Here is an 18066-nt window from a genome sequence, read left to right on the forward strand (position 1 = left end):
GCGGTGTGGTTTTCAAAATAGTACCGTCCGGATACGCGATTGCAGATCCGGACCTGCTCGCAAATACCCCAGCAGCCGACAGACCGCCCTGACCATCTCGTCTTCCTCAAGTTCTCCGCATTCCGTTCGAATGAGCTTCGCGGCTGCTTCGATCTCCAAATGTGAGAGATACTCAGCCTTGGTCGTGGGGGAACTTTCTTCTGAGCGGCTCCGGATCGGCGGTTCGTCTCGTTGACTTTCAGTGAACCAGAATGACGACTCATGACAGATGCTTTTTTTGTTCGCCGCAATTTTCAACGCTGACACCACCGCGTCGTGAATTCGCCCACCGGCACGATTTTTTCCGAAAGCATAGGCAATTCGTCGAGCTACTTCATCTGAATGAATCGGGCCTTCTTGTTCGACAATGGACGTTACGTACCCAGCCATGCGCCAGGGCTGAACTAAATGAGGCTCTGCATCAACGACGATGATTTTTGCTCTTCGGTACTTCGCAGCCGTTAGTTCAGTCTCATCGAGACCGGTGAAATCAGAAACAAGTTGTTCCGGCTCTTCTGCCTTCTGCGTTCCACCTTCATTCGCGCCAGCGATCTTCAGCACTGCATCGGATGCCTCGATCGCTTTTGCCAACATTTCTTGAAGACGCTGAATCTCATCCGTTCGCCGATGAAACCAATCGGTGCTCCAAATACGATGAAACTTCCAGCCGAGGCCTTCGAGAACAGCCTGACGCAAACGATCGCGTTCACGTGCCCACAGGGCTCCATGGTAAGTCGCTCCATCGCACTCTACCGCAAGGATGTATTGGCCGGGTTTGTCTGGGTGCCTTACACCAAGGTCGATCCGGAAGCCTGAGCTACCGACCTGGTAGTCAACTGGATAGCCAAGTCCCCGGATAACTTCAGCAACATCCTCTTCGAACGGACTGTCTGGGCCGAACCCCGTGCTGCTGGCTTCTTCGATCTGTCCAGACTTGGCGAACTCCAGAAACCTTTTCAGAATTCTTGGACCATCGCGAGTTGCCTTGCGCGGATCAATGTCGCCGGGGTCGAACGAGCAGAACACATCGCAGAGCACCCTTGCACGACTGAAAAGCACGTTTAGCCGCCGCTCCCCACCTTCTCCGTTCACCGGACCGAAATTCATCGATGCCAGACGGCCATTTGGTTCGTGCGGGCCATAGCCGACACTGATCAGGATCACGTCTCGTTCGTCTCCCTGCACGTTTTCAATGTTCTTTACAAAGACATCCTCGGCACGGCCTTCCCGCAAGAAATCATCGAGGGTCGAGTTCGTCCGCCGCTGGACCTCAAGAACCTCCGTGATCATGTCCGCTTGGCTTTTGGAAAAAGCGACGACGCCAAGCGACAGATTGGGCGTCTGCTGTGCGTGCCGGGTAATGGCTTCCGCAATCCTTTCCGCTTCTATGATGTTCGTTCCAGCTCGTCCGTTGCCTTTGCTCTTACTTGAATAGACGCCTTCAACACGATTGAAACGAAGTCCAAAATTTTCGTCCAATTGCACCGGTGACGGCGGCAAAACCAATCGGCTTTCATAGAACTCGGCATTTGAGACCTGAATGAGTGACGGGTCTCTTGAGCGATAGTGCCACTCCAGCATTGCGGACCGAAGACCACGCGCTTCGCAAGCGGTCAGAATACTCTCCAGTTCGACGGCACCGGATGTTTCCGGAATTGCGTCTTCATCTTCTTCTTCTGAAGCATTGCCAGCCAGTTTGTCGAAGAAGCTGGTGGGGGGAAGCTGCTTGCGGTCTCCCACGACCACGATTTGACCGCATCGTGCGATTGCTCCCAGCGCGTCTTCCGGACGCACCTGGCTGGCCTCATCAATTACCAGAAGATCAAAGTTCAACGTGCCTGGTTTCAAGTACTGGGCGACGGAGATCGGGCTCATCAAAAAGACAGGTTTGATGCGCTGTACCATGTCGCCAGCGGCTTCCATGATCTTGCGGATAGACCGATGTCTGGTCTTCTTGGCGATTTCTGCTCGCAAGAACCCCATAGGACCAGCAGCCCCTTTGGGCATTTGTGACAAGTGCTTCGACTTGATCTGATCGGCAGTCTCAACAAATCGGCGTTTTTCAAGCGTCTGAAAAACATCAACAAGCTGATGGCGGTTTAATCGTGCGAGTTCAGACAAGTCTGAAACTGTCTTGAGCGCATTGTTCCATCGGGCTTCAGCGATGCCGTATCGAAACTCATCGACAGCACTTGCTGCAGAGAGCTTGCCCTCATCCAAAGCTGACACAAAGGCGCTCATTCCGTTTTCATTTAACCGCGCCACTTTATGGGCAGTATCCACCCATTGAGAATAAAGCGGCATGGACTGAGCAACTTTGCTCAACGATGCTGAGAAATCTTCGAAACGGACATCATCAAAAGCAATTGTTAAAAAGCGCTGCCACTGCAGTTCCTTGATGATTTCAGTGAGTTTGCTTTCAACTTCTCGAATTTCATCTTCAAGTTTGATCTTGGCTTTGGCTGCGTCTTCGCGCATGTCCATAAGCTTTCGACAGGTTTCAAGCTGGATCTCACCATCAAGACTTTTTAGGGCTTTTAGCCAGGCGGCCACGGCGACCAGTTCCGCAAACCGTGTGCGTTCGCCTCTAAAGAGCCCACCAAGCTTTTCCTGCAGATACCCCTCGTCTTCCGCAAGGACCTTTCTTTTCTTCTGGACGGCGACCAAACTATCGAGGAGAGCAACACGCTCCCTCGCAGTCTTGGGCAGAGGACCTTTCAACAGAGTCGCGAACTCATTGGATGTCCTGCGATAGGGGCCAAAAAGGCGTGAGAAAAATGACCCCAGCCCTGCAGCTAAACCATGTCGCATGTGTTCGACCGGAGCCGTGAAAGCGGCTTCGGAGAAGGTCTCGGAAAGAACCTCTTGCGCGTTCTTCCAATCAGCCCCGGCGACCAGGGCCTCAGTCAGCCGCGTGTCATCCGCATGTGGCAAAACAGCGGTGACAAGATCGTCATGACCCACTGGGGCGCTCTCTGCCGCACCAAGCAACTGCCCCAGATTTCTTGCCTCTTTAAGCGTTTGCGGAGCTAAAACCGAAAGTGCCTCCGAGAGGTTGGCGGCCGTGTCTTGCAGCCGTTGCAGCCCGTCGTGAGCGGCTCGAATTTTCACTTCCAGGCGCTGCTGGTCTGTCGGCTGCAAGTTCAGTTTTTCAACACTGTAGAACGGGTGTTCGGCAGGTGAACCTATTTTCTCAAGCGCCGCTGCATAAGCGGAAATCAATTCAGCGAGTTGATTGACCGCATCGTCATCCAGTGCATCCGCGTTTTCGACCGCGATTGAAGGGGCAGGGATCTTCTTTCCGAATAGGCGCGAAATCTGGGCCATAGCCGAGATCGGCGTATAGCTGCGTCCCGGGACACGGTCATGAAGGGTGGAAGCAATCCGGTTGAGGCGATTGCGGATCTCTTCCAAACTGGAGGTATCAGCGCTCGAAGGAAACGAACCCAGACCAGCATTCAGCGTTCGCCCCAGTTCATGGAGGAAAGCCTTCTTGTTCGCAAATCTCGAATGCAGCTCAAGACAAGCATCTGAAAGATTGGTCTTGACGAGGCGACTGTGCACCACGTCCAAAGCAGCCATCTTTTCCGCAACGAAGAGAACACTTTTGCCGTCATGGATCGCCGATGCGATGATGTTGGTGATGGTCTGGGATTTGCCCGTTCCCGGAGGCCCTTGAACCACGAGGTTACGCCCCGCACGTACCTCCTCAATGACCTTCGTTTGAGAGGCGTCCGCGTCCACGACCTGAATTATGTCTGAAGGTTTCAGACGGCTATCAAGAGACACGCCATCGGGAAAAAGCGGAGCTTCGGTTTCGAAGCCTTCTTTGAGTACCCCGCGAAGCAGTGTGCTCTCCAACAAAGCCGCTTCAGGCCAGTTCTCCGGGTCCAGATCCCGGAGCATCAGAAGTTTGGCAAAGGAAAAGAACCCGACCTGCATTCCGTCGCGATCAATTCCCCAACCTTCGCGGCCTTCTATTGCGTCATCAACTCGGTCGAAATACCCGCCGGGAGCCCATTCCGTGCTGTCGTCAATTTCCGGAAGCGTAATCCCGAAATCGCTTTGCAGACGTTCTTGCAGTGGCAGGTTCGTGACGATGTCGTCGTCGCGGACACAAATGTCGAATGACGAGCCGCGTTCGTTTCGCTTCAATTCAACAGGAATTAGAATAAGGGGGGATTCACGCGGAACTGCCGAGCTCTTGTCTTCCAACCATTTCAAGAAACCCATTGCCAGATACAGAATGTTGATGCCCTGCTCTTCCTCGGCAGTCTTCGCGTCTGCAAAAAGCCGAAGGAGTCTCTTCTGCAAGGCATCAGAACCGAGCGATGTCTCCAGAAAAGTGTCCTGGTATCGCCCTTCATCAAACGCTGCATCACCCTCCACAGACAGATCTGGGCCCTCATCGGCCTCTGGATCGTCGCTGCCGGTGGCCAGGAACTTCATCTTGCGGCCTTTGACGCGCAGAAGCTCATAGATGTCGTCTGACCGCTCATTGATGATGTTGAGAGCGTTTGCCCTCTTTGCGGACCGGTTGACGTGAACAAGACGATTACGGGTGCCCGTTTCGACGAGCCGTCGGCGGGCCTCGGCAAGGTAATCCGAGAGGCTTTTTGAAGATTGGGTTGATGCTGTGTCGTGGATCGTCATCGCAGGTAAACGCCAAATTCGAATGTGTTTCGCTCAGCAAAAAGCTGAATTTCGACTTTAAAGGGTGTTGATGAAATCGAGCTCCCCCAAAGACCCCTGAATTCATTAGATTATTTATAGCCACAAGTTCATAGCCGTCACAATGCGCGAAAGTGCAATTATGACGCGCAACCCTGCTGCCGCTGATCGGATGCAGCAATTTCGAAGAAGTCCGGATGTGTGCAGGTTTCTATCCGTGCCATCAGGTTCAATTCAGGACCCGCAAACCTGGACGCAATGAAAATCAAACGGCAGCTGTTGTTTTCAGAACGGAAAGTCGCGGCAAGTTCAGCACTTTCCGGAGACTAAACTACTGTAATCATTAATTTTTTTTGTTTACACCTGTCACTTGAGATGCAAAACTGCTGCTGACAGTCACAGTTGGGAGAGGCAGAATGACGGTCTACAGACCCGCTGGGCGCAGGTACTACGTTATGGATTTCGTCGTCGATGGGAGGCGGATCAAGCGGTCGACAAAGAGGACCAACCGGAAAGAAGCGTTGCTGGTCGAGGTCGTCACCAAGAGGCGTGAGCTTGACTTAATCCAGATGGAAAAACTGAGGTCGATCACATTGCGCAAGGCGGTGCAGGAATGGTGGCTCCGATACGGATCCAAGCTTCGGGATTCTTCCCGGATCGAAGGCAGCATCCGCGTCATGTTTGGAGAGCAGCGAAAAACCATCCGAAAAGACCGGGCTTACGAACGACGCCGACAGTGGCAATGGGATGGAAAGCTGTTGCTGCACGATCTTAGCGACCGTCATCTCAAGGCTTGCGTCAATGCGCGGCTTTCAGAGGGGATTGCCGCCGCCACGATTATTGCCGAACTCAGCATCCTACGAAGGACCGAAAGGTTCCATAGAGGTGCGTACGCAACACCCGGACACCTGAACTGGCCAACCTCCAGGACCGACAAGCGGCTCATTCCGAACAAGAAATCCCGCTTCCTCAGACAGGAAGAGATAATCGCCCTCTTCGAGCAGCTGGACCCAAACCGGAAAATTTGCCGTTGGCCCGATGCTGAATACCGTACAGGTGCACTCAAGCAGGATCTTCAGGACGCATTCGATCTTGCCATTTTCCTGTTACACACCGGCTGCCGCCCCAGTGAAGCGCTGCAGATGCCGTGGGACGACATTGATCTGGAAACACGAACCATCGAAGTCAGGCGTCTCAAATCACTCACGCCACTCTGGACCGGCCTTGTGATGAGCGACGTGCTTCATGAGATGCTGTCTCGCCGTTTTACCGAAGCACGTGACCAATACGTTTTTCCGGACAGGATAAATGGCGGCCCCAGAAGACAATGCAGGGCCATCAAACGGGCGATGGACAGGGCCGGTCTCAACGAGCCGTGGAAGGTCGAGCGCTATGGCGGCGAGGCGACCACCTACACACTGCGTGACACCTATGCTTCTCTTCTCGCCCAGTCTGGGCGACACACGCTCCACGAAATCCGGGATTTGCTCGGGCATACCAATGTGATGACAACGCAGAAGTATGCCCGGCTGCTGCCCCAGAGTGCGGCCAAGGCTGCGGCGAAAACGCTCGACCAACTGGACTTTTGCACGGTAGACAGCGTGTGATTTCAGGTCTCTCGCAACACGGACGCGAGCGAAAGCGAGATGTCCGTCACAGTCACACCGGAGACAATTTCACCGTTACTCCGTAGACAGCGCTCCCGGTATTTGTTCAGAAGCGCCTGTTCGACGGTACGCGCATCATCTTCGCTCGATGTTTCTTGCTTCAAAGCGACGTGCCACTCCAATCCGGTGACTTCAGTTGCCAAAGGCCTGTTGTGTTCATCCCTACGCTTCTTTGGATCGTGAGCGTAGCCAATCTTGAAAGCCAGATCCTTACCGCGTTGGTCACGCAACGCGAGAACATAGACATACCAGATTTCATGATGGCCGAAGGAGCCCTGAAAGTCGCCTTCGTGTTTCGGAGCAAGCTTGCTGTTTTTGAGCGCTACTCTTCCGCGACCAAGGATCGTTTTCGGCTCAACGACCATCACGGGGGTCCGCTCAAGAGCCAGCAACGGTTCCGCAGTCAATGCATCAAGCTCGATCACCTTGTCGCGGGCCTGAAGATGATGTCTTCCGGTCAATGGGCCGACTAGTTCTGAAAACATGTTTTCCTGACCGGCGATTTCCCAAACTTCCAGTGGGTGAAGCGCATAAGGGAATCTATCGATTGCATCTTCGCTTCTGCGCTCCTCATCCAACAAGTCGACATAGTCGCGCGTATTCACTTCCATGTCCGAGACACGATAGGCTCCAACGACACGTCCCTTGTGTTCTGGGGCAGTCGGGTCAGTGCGCGTGCCTACGGTGAACACGATGTCTCCTTCTTGCAAAACCGCCCTGGCATGACTTCGCGCTGCCTTGGTGGCGAAGGTCAATGGCCACGCCGGATTTCCAGGAGCGCCCCAGACGTAGGTGAAAAAGACTTTGCCAAAGTTTTCCTTCTGATCACGATTGCCTTCTTCAATAGGATTCGAGATCTTCGCCTTTTTCGGCACTTCCGCACCTTTCTCGACGGCTACAGAACTATCGGCCTCCTCGGATACGTCAGCTTTTGAATGCATTTTCTTTTCTTGCTGGGGCTCTTCTGTAAGCTCTTCAAATTGTTCGAATTCCGCCGCCCACTTAAACACTTTATTCTGTTGTTCACGGAGAAACGCTTCGGGATCCGCGATAACGTAGCCTACCGTTTTGCATCCGGCTACGAAGCCATTGAGTGTTCCTTCGTCCATCGCACCTGTCTGCAGGTTGTCCTTGGTCACAACGATAGAACTTATCAGCGGCCAATCCTGGTGGTGACAGTACTCGATGAGCTCCTGGAGATGTCGATTCATGGCGTAGCGCACTGTCGACCAATCGACACCACTTGCTTCAGAAAGCTCGCCGTAGGAGATGAACCTTCCGTCCCTTGCGGCCTTCAGGACAGCACGCATCGTGGTGTCGAAATCCAGTCCCTTGCCCGTACGTCGTCCGCTCTCGTCGAGAAGTTCAGCATAATACGGATCGTCGGTTTTCTTCAGGCGCCGGTAATTGAAAATGAGGTTGTTCAGTTCCTCTGAAGAATAGTCGGCAGGAGGCTTCATCGATTGTTCTCAACTATCTATCACGAAATAATGGAAATCCTTCGTAACTCTCTCCATGATCACCGGAATGGTTAGCCATTCCAGGTTTGGTGAGGGTTCCCTTCGGCTCGGCATAGCTGTCGATACGCTGTTCGGGCTGTTCGCGCCAGTTCAGGTTCACCGCCCAAAGCTTGGGAAAGAAATAGAGCGAGTTGTAAGGCAGATGATCATGGATCCACCAGGCAAGCTTGCGCCAGTCGCCTTCATTCTGGTGCCGATCCCAGACCCAGGGAACCACAACACAGGCGGTCGCGCCCAGCCGCCCGACTGCATCGCGGTAATCCCAGATGTGATGGGCATGATTGTTTTCGTTACTGCCGCAGTTTAGGCCCTTCTCATTGCCAAAAGCGTTAACTTCCGGCGAGCGGTACGCGGAACGGATCGCAACATGGCCGAAGGCATAGCGCAACGGCTCCAGAAGCTCGCGGCAGAGATTCGTGCCTGCCTCGATGGCAACATTCGGATGGTGCGGTATGTTGGGAATGCCATAGAAGTTTGAGATCTCGGAATAGAGAAAGTCCCGCATGTAGAAGTTCTCGGACAGTCGCACTCGTCCCAACTCTTCCAGCGCACTCATGGACCCCGGCTTTCTCACTGCGCCTTCCTCCCAGCCATCAGCTCTTCTTCCTCCGGCCCCGTTTCGGCTTAGGTGCCGCTGCCCGTTCGGTCTTGATACGCTCCAGGAGGACGCTGGCGGGTTCGTCGTTGGGGTCTTGGGGGACAAGGTCTCCCCGGAAGGCCTTGGCAAGGATGGCTTCGTCCAGCTTGTCGGTTAGGTCCAGTGCTCGTTTTGCTTCGGCTGCCAGCAAGTCAATCTTATGGAACATGCCTTCAATGCGGCGGATGATTTCTTTTTGTTCTTCACAGCTTGGGATTAGCAACTCGATTCCAGACAAGTCCTTTTGAGAAATCTTCCAAATACCCGCTGTCGTTTTTGCCGCCTTTTCGATTTGGGAACGGCATTGCGGCGCGTTCCAGATGTACGTGAGCCAGTACGGCAGCGCTCGTTGGATGTTCACGCGAATGCGGAACGCTGTGTCCGGGAAAATTGTTGGCTCATTATGAGGGGGAACGAGAGAAGAGATACCGACCAACTCTTTGGTGCCGTTTCCTCGGCTCACCAAGATGTCTCCGCTCTCGAGCAAAAATCGCCGAGCCCGTTCATCATCGATAGGCAGGTACCGCACGTCGCTCATGTTGACGGACTGGCCTCTTAGAGCGCTTAACTTCAGCGCTCGCACACCTGGTGGCGTATCGCTACCTTTAACAGATAAACCGTTGCGAATCGGCACTTCTAGAATTCCGTCTATCGAACCCAAGCTTGGGGAAGCAGTTGACTTACCATGCCAATCCTTTGTTAGTTCCCCTGAGAACGCTTTGGAGAGCACGGCTTGCTTGTAGCGTTTGACGAGGGTGTCGATGCGGGCGAGGTCCTTGCGGGCGCGGGCGGAGCGGGCGCTCAAGGCGTCCAGCTTGGCGACAATGCGCTTCTGCTCTGCCAGGGGCGGGAGGGGAAATTCGGTCGCCTTCAGAAACTTGAAGTGCCGACTGTAACCTTTGTTGGGCAGATCAACTGCTCGAAGCGCTTGGTAGGCAAATCTGGGCTCGATTCCACTAGGCGTGCCGAGTACGCGAACGCCATCAGCACCTTGCGCAAATGGCACTTCGACAAACTTCACCGCACGAGTGTGATCACCAAAGACGATTGAAGGAACAGGGGCGTTCGAAAGCAGCTCTTTGTCATTGGTGTAGCCTCCAATCAACGCCTCACCCTGATCAACAACAGCAAATTGCCCTTCCGGCAAATACTGCTTTTGTGGGATTTTCTTTTTAGTGTCCGTATAGTCGCTCCAGAAGTCAGAAAACTTCGTCCATACCCAGGCCTCTGGCAGTTCAACCGCCGGCCATTTTCCTGAAAGCTGGTCGTCGCTCATTCCGCCGCCTCCGCAGAGCCCTCTTCCAGCTCGATACTCAGCGCCTCGATCTCGACCATCGCAGCCTGAAGGTGGCCGAGTATAGCCGCTGCGATGTCCTCCGGCTCGGTAAGACCCTCTTCTGCCTCGTCCTCCGCCTCGCGCAGCCAAGCGATGTCCAGATTGTCTCCTCGCGCCGCGATTTCTTCACGTGTAAAGCAGCGCCAACGGCCCTCCTTGCCCTGATCGTCGCCGCGTTCATTGCCCTGCGGATCCGTGCCGAAAGCCGTCTCGAAGTCCTTGAAATGATTTTCGGTCAGTTGGTTGGTCTTGCCGAATTTCGGCATCTGGGCGCGAAGATCATAGACCCAGACCTCATCCGTGTTGCCGGTCTCGTTCGCCCCTCTTGTCAGGAAGATGACGTTGGTCTTCACGCCTTGCGCATAGAAGATGCCGGTTGGCAGACGCAGGATGGTGTGCAGGTCGCACCAGTCCATCATCATTTGGCGCAACGCCTTGCCGCGCCCGTCTTCGAACAGAACGTTGTCCGGAACGACGATTGCTGCCCGGCCGCCAGGCTTCAGGGAGCGAATGCAATGCTCGACGAAGGGTAGCTGATAGGAAGAGACGCTTGCTGTCACCGTCAGGTCATCACGGGTTGGAGCGCCGCCAGCCGGGCCGAAAGGCGGATTGGTCAGGATCAGGTTGGCCTTGCCAAGGCGCTTCCCCTTTTCCGATAGGGTATCGCCCATCGCTACGTGCTCTGGCGCAAGATCGTGGAGATAAAGGTTCATGAGCAGCAGGCGGTATGTCCCGGCGACATTTTCCATTCCGTGGAACGCATTTGCTTTTTGCCAGGCGCCACTGTCGGGTAAATCGAAGTAGCCGTCCGTTCTGGCTTTCATGTAGCGGTCTGCAGCAATAAGAAACCCACCTGTTCCTGAAGCCGGGTCCTGAATGACTTCGCCGGGTTGGGGCTGCATCAACCGGACCAACAGTTCGATCAGGACACGGGGAGTAAAATACTGCCCGGCGCCACGCTTGGTTTCTTCTGCGTTCTTCTGCAGCAAGCCTTCATAGAGATCGCCGAATTGGTCTCGCTCCTCAGAGAACCAGTCGAGATCGTCAATCGCTGTGACCAAAGTAGTCAGGTTTTGCGGTTCGCGAATAAAGGTGGAGGCATTGTCAAAGATTGACTGGACCATTTCAGGGATCGGTCTGGCATCCGCATACCTTTCGCGTTCTTCTCGCCCGGCTGCCTCTGTCGGCTTGAGAACCAGTGCATCATTTGGCCCGATGCGGGAACTTGTGCTGCCCAGCGCCACCAGTGAGGAACGATACAGGTCCAGTTGCTCCAGGCCGTTGAGCTTTGCCAATTCGCCCCAGCGGCAACTCAGGGGGATTGCACCCGCTTCACGCCCACGCTCAGCCATCATCTTCAAAAACAGCAGATAGGTCAGTTCCGTCACATACTGCTGATAAGTGATACCGTCCTTGCGAAGGACTGCGCAAAGGCGCCAGAGTTTCTGGACGATGGCATTGGCGTTCATGTGGGTTCCAAGCGGATTCAGTTGTTGTTCTTGCAAGCCTTAACGGCCTTCGACAAATTTGGCGAGGTCAGGCAGCGGAGTTACCCCAGATGGCCTCGTTGAATTGCTGCAGGACGTCGCTGAGGTCTTCCTCACCAAACTCCCTTGAGATGCGCGTGTAACCGCCCTTGTCGGCAAAAACGCCCTGATCGAGCAAGGTCGGGTCCGCCACCGGTTTGTCCTTCAGGGCGCGTCCGATACGGCGCAACCAGTTCTTCTGGTGTTTGCTCCACGCACGAGATTTCTCGATCCGTTCGATTGCCGCATCAACCCTGTCCGCATAAGGGACCAGTGGATCACCCAGCGCCGCCTGGCGGACAAAGCCGATGATGTGGGCAGCAATGTCCGCATTCCGCGCCTTGCCATAAGCTGCACGGAGCATGGATTCAGAGTAGTTTTCCTCATCCAGAAGGGCTGCCAGCTCGGACAGTTCCTTGCGGGTCAACTCCCGTGGCTTCTGGGTCACGGCGATCAGCGCCGGGATCTTGTTCATGTTCTCCCGCACGTAGCGTTCAAAGCCTTCAATGTAGTCCTCCGGCGTCGTGTTCTTGCCGAAGATCTCCTCGATCCGCAGCAGCTCGTCCTCGTGCTTGGAGATGACGACACCATCATTCGACCTGTCCTTTCGGACCGGCTTACGCTCAATAATTTCGACAGCCCGGGGGTATTCCTTAAGCCAGGAGGCCAGCTCGGCAGCCGGTCGGGTGGAGAGGTTTTCCAGGGCGGCTTCAGGCGTCTGGCCGGTGTGGTGAAGAAAGCTCTCGCGCGTTTCCTCATCGATCCTGCCAGCGAGCCCGCGCATCTTGACGATCACCTGACCGGCCACTCGGGTCTTGTCGTCATCGTCTGGCGCGTTGAAGAAATCGGACACCAGCTGTTTCAGCGGCACATCCGGCTTCACGACCACAGGACGCATGTCAGACATTTCCTGCAGCTCGGCATAGAGATCGACCGCGTCAAAGATCCGGAAATTCTGCTTGCCGATCTCCGGGCAGAGGCGTGTTGCCCGGCCAATCATCTGGTCATAGAGAATGCGGCTTTTGATCCTCCGCAGGAAAACCAGATTGCAGATTGTCGGAACGTCGATACCGGTGGAGAGCAGGTCGACTGTCACAACGTATTTCGGCAAGGGATCGTTCTTGAATTTCAGAATCCAGTCCTGGGTATGGTCGGTCTTGCCGGTGATCTTCTTCACCATGCCGTTAGGTACAGAGCTCTCGCCATACTCCTCGATCAGTTCTTCGGTAAGGATCCTGACGACATCGTCGGCATGTTCGTCCCGGGCGGCAAAGATCAACGTCTTGCCCGGGCTATCAGGAGGGATCTCCGTCACCAGGGCTTGGCAGACGGTCCGGTTGAAGTTTTCCGAATAGACCCGCTTGTTGAAGGTGGCGAGGTCATAATCAAGCTCGACATCATCTGGCAATTCGAAGAGATCGATTTCACCGGTCTTGCGATCGATAATCTCGACCTCCTCACCGCCTTCGAAATGGATACCCGCTTCGGCGAGCGCCGTGGTGATGCGCCTCGGTGGCAGATGATCGATCAGATACCCCTCGATCACCGCCTGGCGGTAACCGTAGTGGTAGACCGGGTGTCCGAAGATCTGGCGGGTATGGAGCGCTGGTGTCGCCGTCAGGGCAATCTTCACCGCGTCGAAATAATCAAGGACCTGACGATAGGCGGACTGGTAGTCCTCAAGAGACCGGAAGACGATGTCGCTTTCGCTCAGTTCTGCATCTAGCGTGTAGCCCCGGTGGGCCTCATCGACGATGACACAATCATAGCTGCCTGGTGTCGGACGTTTGCTGACATCATCGCCGCTTTCGATCCGGGCAATCAGCGACTGCACGGTCGCCACGTGAACCTTGGTGTCCTTTTCCGGTAACTTGTCATCCAGACCGGCAACACCGTAGACCTGTGCGAAGTTGAGCATCCCTTCCAGGCTTGTCGTCTGCAGCGCGTCTTCCGTCTGCTTGCCCAGCGCCTTGCGGTCCACCAGGAAGAGGATCCGATTGAAACGCTTGTGCTTCAAAAGCCGATACATAAGCGCGATGCTGGTACGTGTCTTGCCCGTACCGGTCGCCATGGAAATCAGGATTTCCCGCTGCCCTTCGCCGATGGCGTCCTCGATGGCGTCGATGGCGTCTTCCTGGTAGGGCCGAAGCGCTCCCTTGCCGAAGGTCTTCTCTGCCATGCCTTCGACGGCTGCTTCCAGGTCGATCTCCAGCTTGGCCAGCAAGTCTTGTGGTGTGAACCACTGACGCATTGCGGACGGGTGATTGTTAGCGTGGCGCAGGTCACAATGCCAGATGCCCGATTTGGTCTTCCATTGCTGGATGAATGGTCGGCCATTGGTCGCGAAAATGAACGGTACCCGATAGGGAGCATCAAGCCCGTGCTGCCAGGGGCCACCCTCGGCGATGTTCTCCGGTTCCAGCCGCAAGGTGGTGGCATAGCGCTGTGCCTGGGCAAGAACGCCAGGAACATCTGCCGCCTCCCGTTTCGCCTCAATGACGCCGACACAGGTTTCTCCGACAAATAGCGCGTAGTCTGCCCGGCCACCTTCAGCGGGCCATTCGGCAATCGCAAGGTTGCGACCCTTTTCCGGTCGGGTGCCCTTGGCGTAGTGCAATTGCTTGCTGTCGGCATCCCAGCCCATATCGATCAGTTGAACGTCAATCAGGAGACGCGTGTCGTCCTCGTCCAGCTCCAGCTTGCTCGCTGCTTGCCAGGCCGCCTGTTTGAACTCCATCTGGAGCTGTTCAGGTTCTGCTTCGGCCTTCTTCTGGAGTTCGGCCAGCTTTTCGGCAAGTTCAGCAGCCGTCGCTTCCTGTTCCAGCGCGGTCTTCGCCCACTCCTCGCTGTCCTGCTGGGCCTGTCTGGCGAGTTCTTCAGCTGCAGCCTTCGCTTTGGCAAGGTCTTCCGCAGACGCTTTGGCCTTTTCCAGAGACGCCTCAGCGGCAACGACCCTCTGCTGGTATTCGGCAATCTTCGCCTTGGTCTCTTCGTCTATGTCTGACGAACTTTTCGGTGGCACAAACGGACCCGGCTTGAAGTTCGGATCCCGGCCGTAGGTACGCCGGTACCAGACACCGAGCGATCTACAGAACTTCAGCGCCGACAAGGCCTCGCCAGGGGTGCCCGTGAACTCATGGGTGGCCTGATTGCCCTGTTTGCGGACGGCGTGAAAAACGTCAGACACTTCTCTTGGAAGTACCTGCTGCGAGGTCAATCGACGAAGAAGGTCGTTTGTGGTCTCACGAAGCGCCGGGTCGTAGCGTCCCGTGATAGCTGCGACTTCCTTCACCATGAGTTCGGCAAACTGGCGGCTCTTGATTAGCGAAGTGTTTGCGTCCTGGGAGAAGAATTGCTCTGCGAGCGCACCCAGTCTGTGAAGCTCCGGGCTCAAAGGCTTCAGGTGATCGAAATTCGTCGACGACATGGGTGAGAACCATTTGAAAGCAATGGCTTATCTTCAGCACTCGGCAAAGGTGATGTCAACCGACACTTCAACTGCTGGCACGCGATACACCGGCTTCCATTACCGCCCGGCTTTCAATCATAGCCGCAAAATCTCATTCTCTAAGCCTTCGCTGAAAGGGCAATCATCAGACTGGCAACTCATTCTAATCAATAACGTTTTCGGTCCGATTACCCCTCCTCGTCCTTAAGACCGTGCCTATCGAAGAGATCCATTCAGCTCTTCCCCAAACACTGTCCCTATTGAACGAATAAGGAGGATCCATGAACTCGCACGTTTCGGCGAAAACCTTTGCTCGCACTCTTCAGGGGGCGAAGCACGCGGTACCATAAGTGCACTAAAGGGATCGTGGGGGAACTACAGGCCGTTTAAGGGGTAGACCAAATAGTAGACCAAAATCGCCTCTTGGTATCGAACCCGGCCATGTTAAGTGATTGGAATCGTTAGATATCATGTTTCAGATGACGCCTGTGACGGGAGCCACCATTTGTCGGGTGCGCCAATTCTCCTGACTTTCAGTATCGCAATCTGTCATTGGGCGCTCAGACGACCGGCTTGGGCTGGCTGGCTGCAGGATATTTGTTCGAAAGACGGCTTTCTGTTCGTGGGCGAGGCCTGAGGACACTATGCAGCCCGTTTGCGGTTGACTGAAACGCAAACAGCCCCGGTGGGTAACCGGGGCTGCACAGGTTGATCAGCTGGAAAGGGCCTGGACCTAGAACTCCAGGGCGCGGTCGCCGTTGGCGTCCTTGATGCGGGTCGGCAGGCCGATGCGGTTGAGGATGCCGAGGAAGGGATGCGGAGGCAGTTCTTCCACGTTGGCCATCTTCTTCACGTCCCATTCCCCGGTGGCGATCAGCATGGCGGCCGCGACCGGCGGAACGCCGGCGGTGTAGGAAATGCCCTGACTGCCGACTTCCTCATAGGCTTCCTTGTGGTCGGCAACATTGTAGATGAACACCTCGTGCTCCTTGCCGTCCTTGGTGCCCTTCACGAAATCACCGATGCAGGTCTTGCCGGTATATTCAGGCGCCAGCGAAGACGGATCCGGCAGACACGCCTTGACCACCTTCAGCGGTACGACTTCCAGTCCTTCCGCCGTCTTGACCGGTTGCTCGGACAGGAGGCCGATGTTCTTCAGAACGGTGAAGACGTTGATGTAGTGCTCGCCGAAGCCCATCCAGAAGCGGACGTCCGCACCGTCCATGTTCTTTGCCAGGGAATGCACTTCGTCGTGGCCGCACAGATAGGCCATGCGCTTGCCGACCACCGGCAGGTCATATTCCTTGCCGATCTCGAACATCTTGTTTTCCTGCCACTTGCCCTGCTGCCAGGAATAGACCGTGCCGGTGAACTCCCGGAAGTTGATCTCCGGATCAAAGTTTGTGGCGAAATAGCGCTGGTGGCTGCCGGCGTTGATGTCGACGATATCGACCTCGCTCACCTTGTCGAGATAGTCGTCCTTGGCAAGGCGGGCATAGGCGTTGACGACGCCCGGGTCGAAACCGGCGCCCAGAATGGCGGTGACGCCCTTGGCGGCGCATTCCTCGGCCCGTTTCCATTCGTAGTTGCCATACCAGGGCGGGGTCTCGCAGATCTTGCCCGGCTCTTCGTGAATGGCCGTGTCGATATAGGCCGCTCCCGTCTCCAGACAGGCGCTGAGGACGGACATGTTCAGGAAGGCGGTGCCGACATTGATGACGATCTGCGCACCGGTTTTGCGGATCAGCGCGCTGGTGGCGGCAATGTCCAGAGCGTTGAGTTCGTGTCCTTCCAGAACACCCGGCTGCTTCAACGCCTTCTTGGCATGCACGGTTGCGATGATGTCGTCGCATTTAGATTTGGTGCGCGAGGCGATATGTATATCGCCGAGAACATCATTGTTCTGAGCGCACTTATGCGCCACCACCTGAGCGACACCTCCGGCGCCGATGATGAGAACAGTCTTTTTCATTTGATAAAGATACCTTCCTTGGACCTTTGGGGGTGTTCGGGGTTCAAGTCTCAAGACAGACTTTGCTCGTAGTCCTGGTATGAAAACTCACGAGCAACGTGGACTGTTCCGTCCACTTCCTTGACCGCAATCGCGGGCATTTTCACGCCATTAAACCAGTTTTTCTTGACCATCGTGTAACCCGCCGCATCCTGAATGGAAACCCGGTCACCGGTCTTGAGTTCGGCAGGGAAGTTGAACTCGCCGAATATGTCGCCGGCAAGGCAGGACTTGCCACAGATCATGTAGCTGTGCGGCCCTTCGTTGGGGGTCACCTTCGCGGTCTCGCGGTAAATCAGCAGATCGAGCATATGAGCTTCGATGGACGCATCGACGATGGCCAGGTTCTTGCCGTTGAAGAGCGTGTCCAGCACCGTTGTCTCCAGTGTGGTCGACCGGGTGATCGAGGCTTCGCCCGGTTCCAGGTAGACCTGAACGCCGTATTTTTCGGCGAAGGCCTTGAGGCGGTCGGCGAAGAGGTCGAGTGGGTAGTCGTCTCCCGTGAAATGGATACCACCCCCAAGGCTCACCCATTCCGCCCGGCTCAATAGCCCGCCGAACTTTTCCTCGATATCGCCAAGCATGCGGTCGAAGAGCGCGAAATCGGCATTTTCGCAGTTGTTATGGATCATGAAACCGCTGATCCGGTCCATGACCTTTTCAATCTTGGCCACGTCCCATTCTCCGAGGCGGGAGAAAGGCCGGGCCGGGTCGGCAAGGTCGAAACTGGAGGAGCTGACCAGCGGGTTGAGGCGCAGCCCGCGCACGATGCCTGCGGATTTGTCCGCGAACCGTTCCAGCTGGCTGATGGAATTGAAGATGATCTTGTCGGCATGGGAGATCACTTCATCGATCTCGTAGTCGGCATAGGCCACGGAATAGGCGTGGGTTTCCTTGCCGAAGCGCTCATGCCCCAGCCGGACTTCGTTCAGCGACGACGAAGTGGTGCCGTCCATGTACTCGCGCATGAAGTCGAAAACACACCAGGTCGCAAAGCACTTGAGCGCCAGCAGGGCCTTTGCGCCAGACCGCTCTCGAACGTAGGCGATCTTCTGCATGTTGCGGAGCAGCTTCGCCTTGTCGATCAGATAGTAGGGTGTCTCGATCATCTGGTTCCGTCGCCATCTTTGCCTGCGACCGGTTCGGGCCGCGCGGACAGGTGATTGGGAGCGATTTCCGGTTGCCCGGTTGTCCGGACCGGCCGGTTCGCC

At 55.5% G+C, this 18066-nt stretch carries 9 protein-coding genes; 1 reads left to right on the top strand and 8 read right to left on the bottom strand.

Annotated elements, in window-relative coordinates; genetic code table 11:
* Positions 1-12: 12 nt before the first annotated feature.
* A complete protein-coding gene (locus tag HEP89_RS06455; RefSeq protein ID WP_168691571.1) occupies positions 13-4692 on the bottom strand; it encodes a DUF3320 domain-containing protein in 4680 nt (1559 codons plus the stop codon).
* A gap of 539 nt (positions 4693-5231) precedes the next feature.
* On the opposite strand from HEP89_RS06455, the gene HEP89_RS06460 reads away from it, so the two are divergent.
* Positions 5232-6317 carry a site-specific integrase gene (locus HEP89_RS06460; RefSeq protein ID WP_168691572.1) on the top strand — a complete coding sequence of 362 codons (1086 nt, stop codon included), beginning with the start codon at positions 5232-5234 and terminating at the stop codon, positions 6315-6317.
* A 2-nt stretch (positions 6318-6319) separates the two neighbouring features.
* Here the strand turns inward: HEP89_RS06460 and HEP89_RS06465 are convergent, their stop codons facing one another.
* From HEP89_RS06465 to nspC, 7 genes are all read right to left on the bottom strand, one after another.
* Positions 6320-7837, bottom strand: coding sequence for a GIY-YIG nuclease family protein (locus tag HEP89_RS06465; protein WP_168691573.1), 1518 nt, complete (start codon positions 7835-7837; stop codon positions 6320-6322).
* Between the two features lie 13 nt (positions 7838-7850).
* Positions 7851-8471 (bottom strand): hypothetical protein, encoded by a 621-nt coding sequence (locus HEP89_RS06470; RefSeq protein WP_209014466.1) that lies wholly within the window; start codon positions 8469-8471, stop codon positions 7851-7853.
* Positions 8472-8490: 19 nt separating this feature from the next.
* Positions 8491-9810, bottom strand: coding sequence for a restriction endonuclease subunit S (locus tag HEP89_RS06475; protein WP_168691575.1), 1320 nt, complete (start codon positions 9808-9810; stop codon positions 8491-8493).
* Entirely contained in the window at positions 9807-11339 is a 1533-nt protein-coding gene (locus HEP89_RS06480; protein ID WP_168691576.1) for an N-6 DNA methylase, read from the bottom strand. Before HEP89_RS06480 ends, HEP89_RS06475 begins: the two co-directional genes overlap by 4 nt.
* A 67-nt stretch (positions 11340-11406) precedes the next feature.
* A complete protein-coding gene (gene hsdR / locus HEP89_RS06485) occupies positions 11407-14823 on the bottom strand; it encodes a type I restriction-modification system endonuclease (protein ID WP_168691577.1) in 3417 nt (1138 codons plus the stop codon).
* A 754-nt stretch (positions 14824-15577) separates the two neighbouring features.
* Positions 15578-16816 carry a saccharopine dehydrogenase family protein gene (locus HEP89_RS06490; RefSeq protein WP_168691578.1) on the bottom strand — a complete coding sequence of 413 codons (1239 nt, stop codon included), beginning with the start codon at positions 16814-16816 and terminating at the stop codon, positions 15578-15580.
* A gap of 50 nt (positions 16817-16866) precedes the next feature.
* Positions 16867-17964 (bottom strand): carboxynorspermidine decarboxylase, encoded by a 1098-nt coding sequence (nspC, locus tag HEP89_RS06495; protein ID WP_168691579.1) that lies wholly within the window; start codon positions 17962-17964, stop codon positions 16867-16869.
* Between the last annotated feature and the right edge of the window lie 102 nt (positions 17965-18066).

Source organism: Labrenzia sp. 5N (assembly GCF_012395805.1).
GTDB classification, from domain to species: domain Bacteria; phylum Pseudomonadota; class Alphaproteobacteria; order Rhizobiales; family Stappiaceae; genus Roseibium; species Roseibium algicola.

What these genes read in the sequence shown, in the direction of transcription:
- hsdR (WP_168691577.1), bottom strand. Translation starts at nt 14,823, where the DNA reads ATGTCGTCGACGAATTTCGATCACCTGAAGCCTTTGAGCCCGGAGCTT.
- HEP89_RS06490 (WP_168691578.1), bottom strand. Translation starts at nt 16,816, where the DNA reads ATGAAAAAGACTGTTCTCATCATCGGCGCCGGAGGTGTCGCTCAGGTG.
- HEP89_RS06480 (WP_168691576.1), bottom strand. Translation starts at nt 11,339, where the DNA reads ATGAACGCCAATGCCATCGTCCAGAAACTCTGGCGCCTTTGCGCAGTC.
- HEP89_RS06455 (WP_168691571.1), bottom strand. Translation starts at nt 4,692, where the DNA reads ATGACGATCCACGACACAGCATCAACCCAATCTTCAAAAAGCCTCTCG.
- HEP89_RS06465 (WP_168691573.1), bottom strand. Translation starts at nt 7,837, where the DNA reads ATGAAGCCTCCTGCCGACTATTCTTCAGAGGAACTGAACAACCTCATT.
- nspC (WP_168691579.1), bottom strand. Translation starts at nt 17,964, where the DNA reads ATGATCGAGACACCCTACTATCTGATCGACAAGGCGAAGCTGCTCCGC.
- HEP89_RS06475 (WP_168691575.1), bottom strand. Translation starts at nt 9,810, where the DNA reads ATGAGCGACGACCAGCTTTCAGGAAAATGGCCGGCGGTTGAACTGCCA.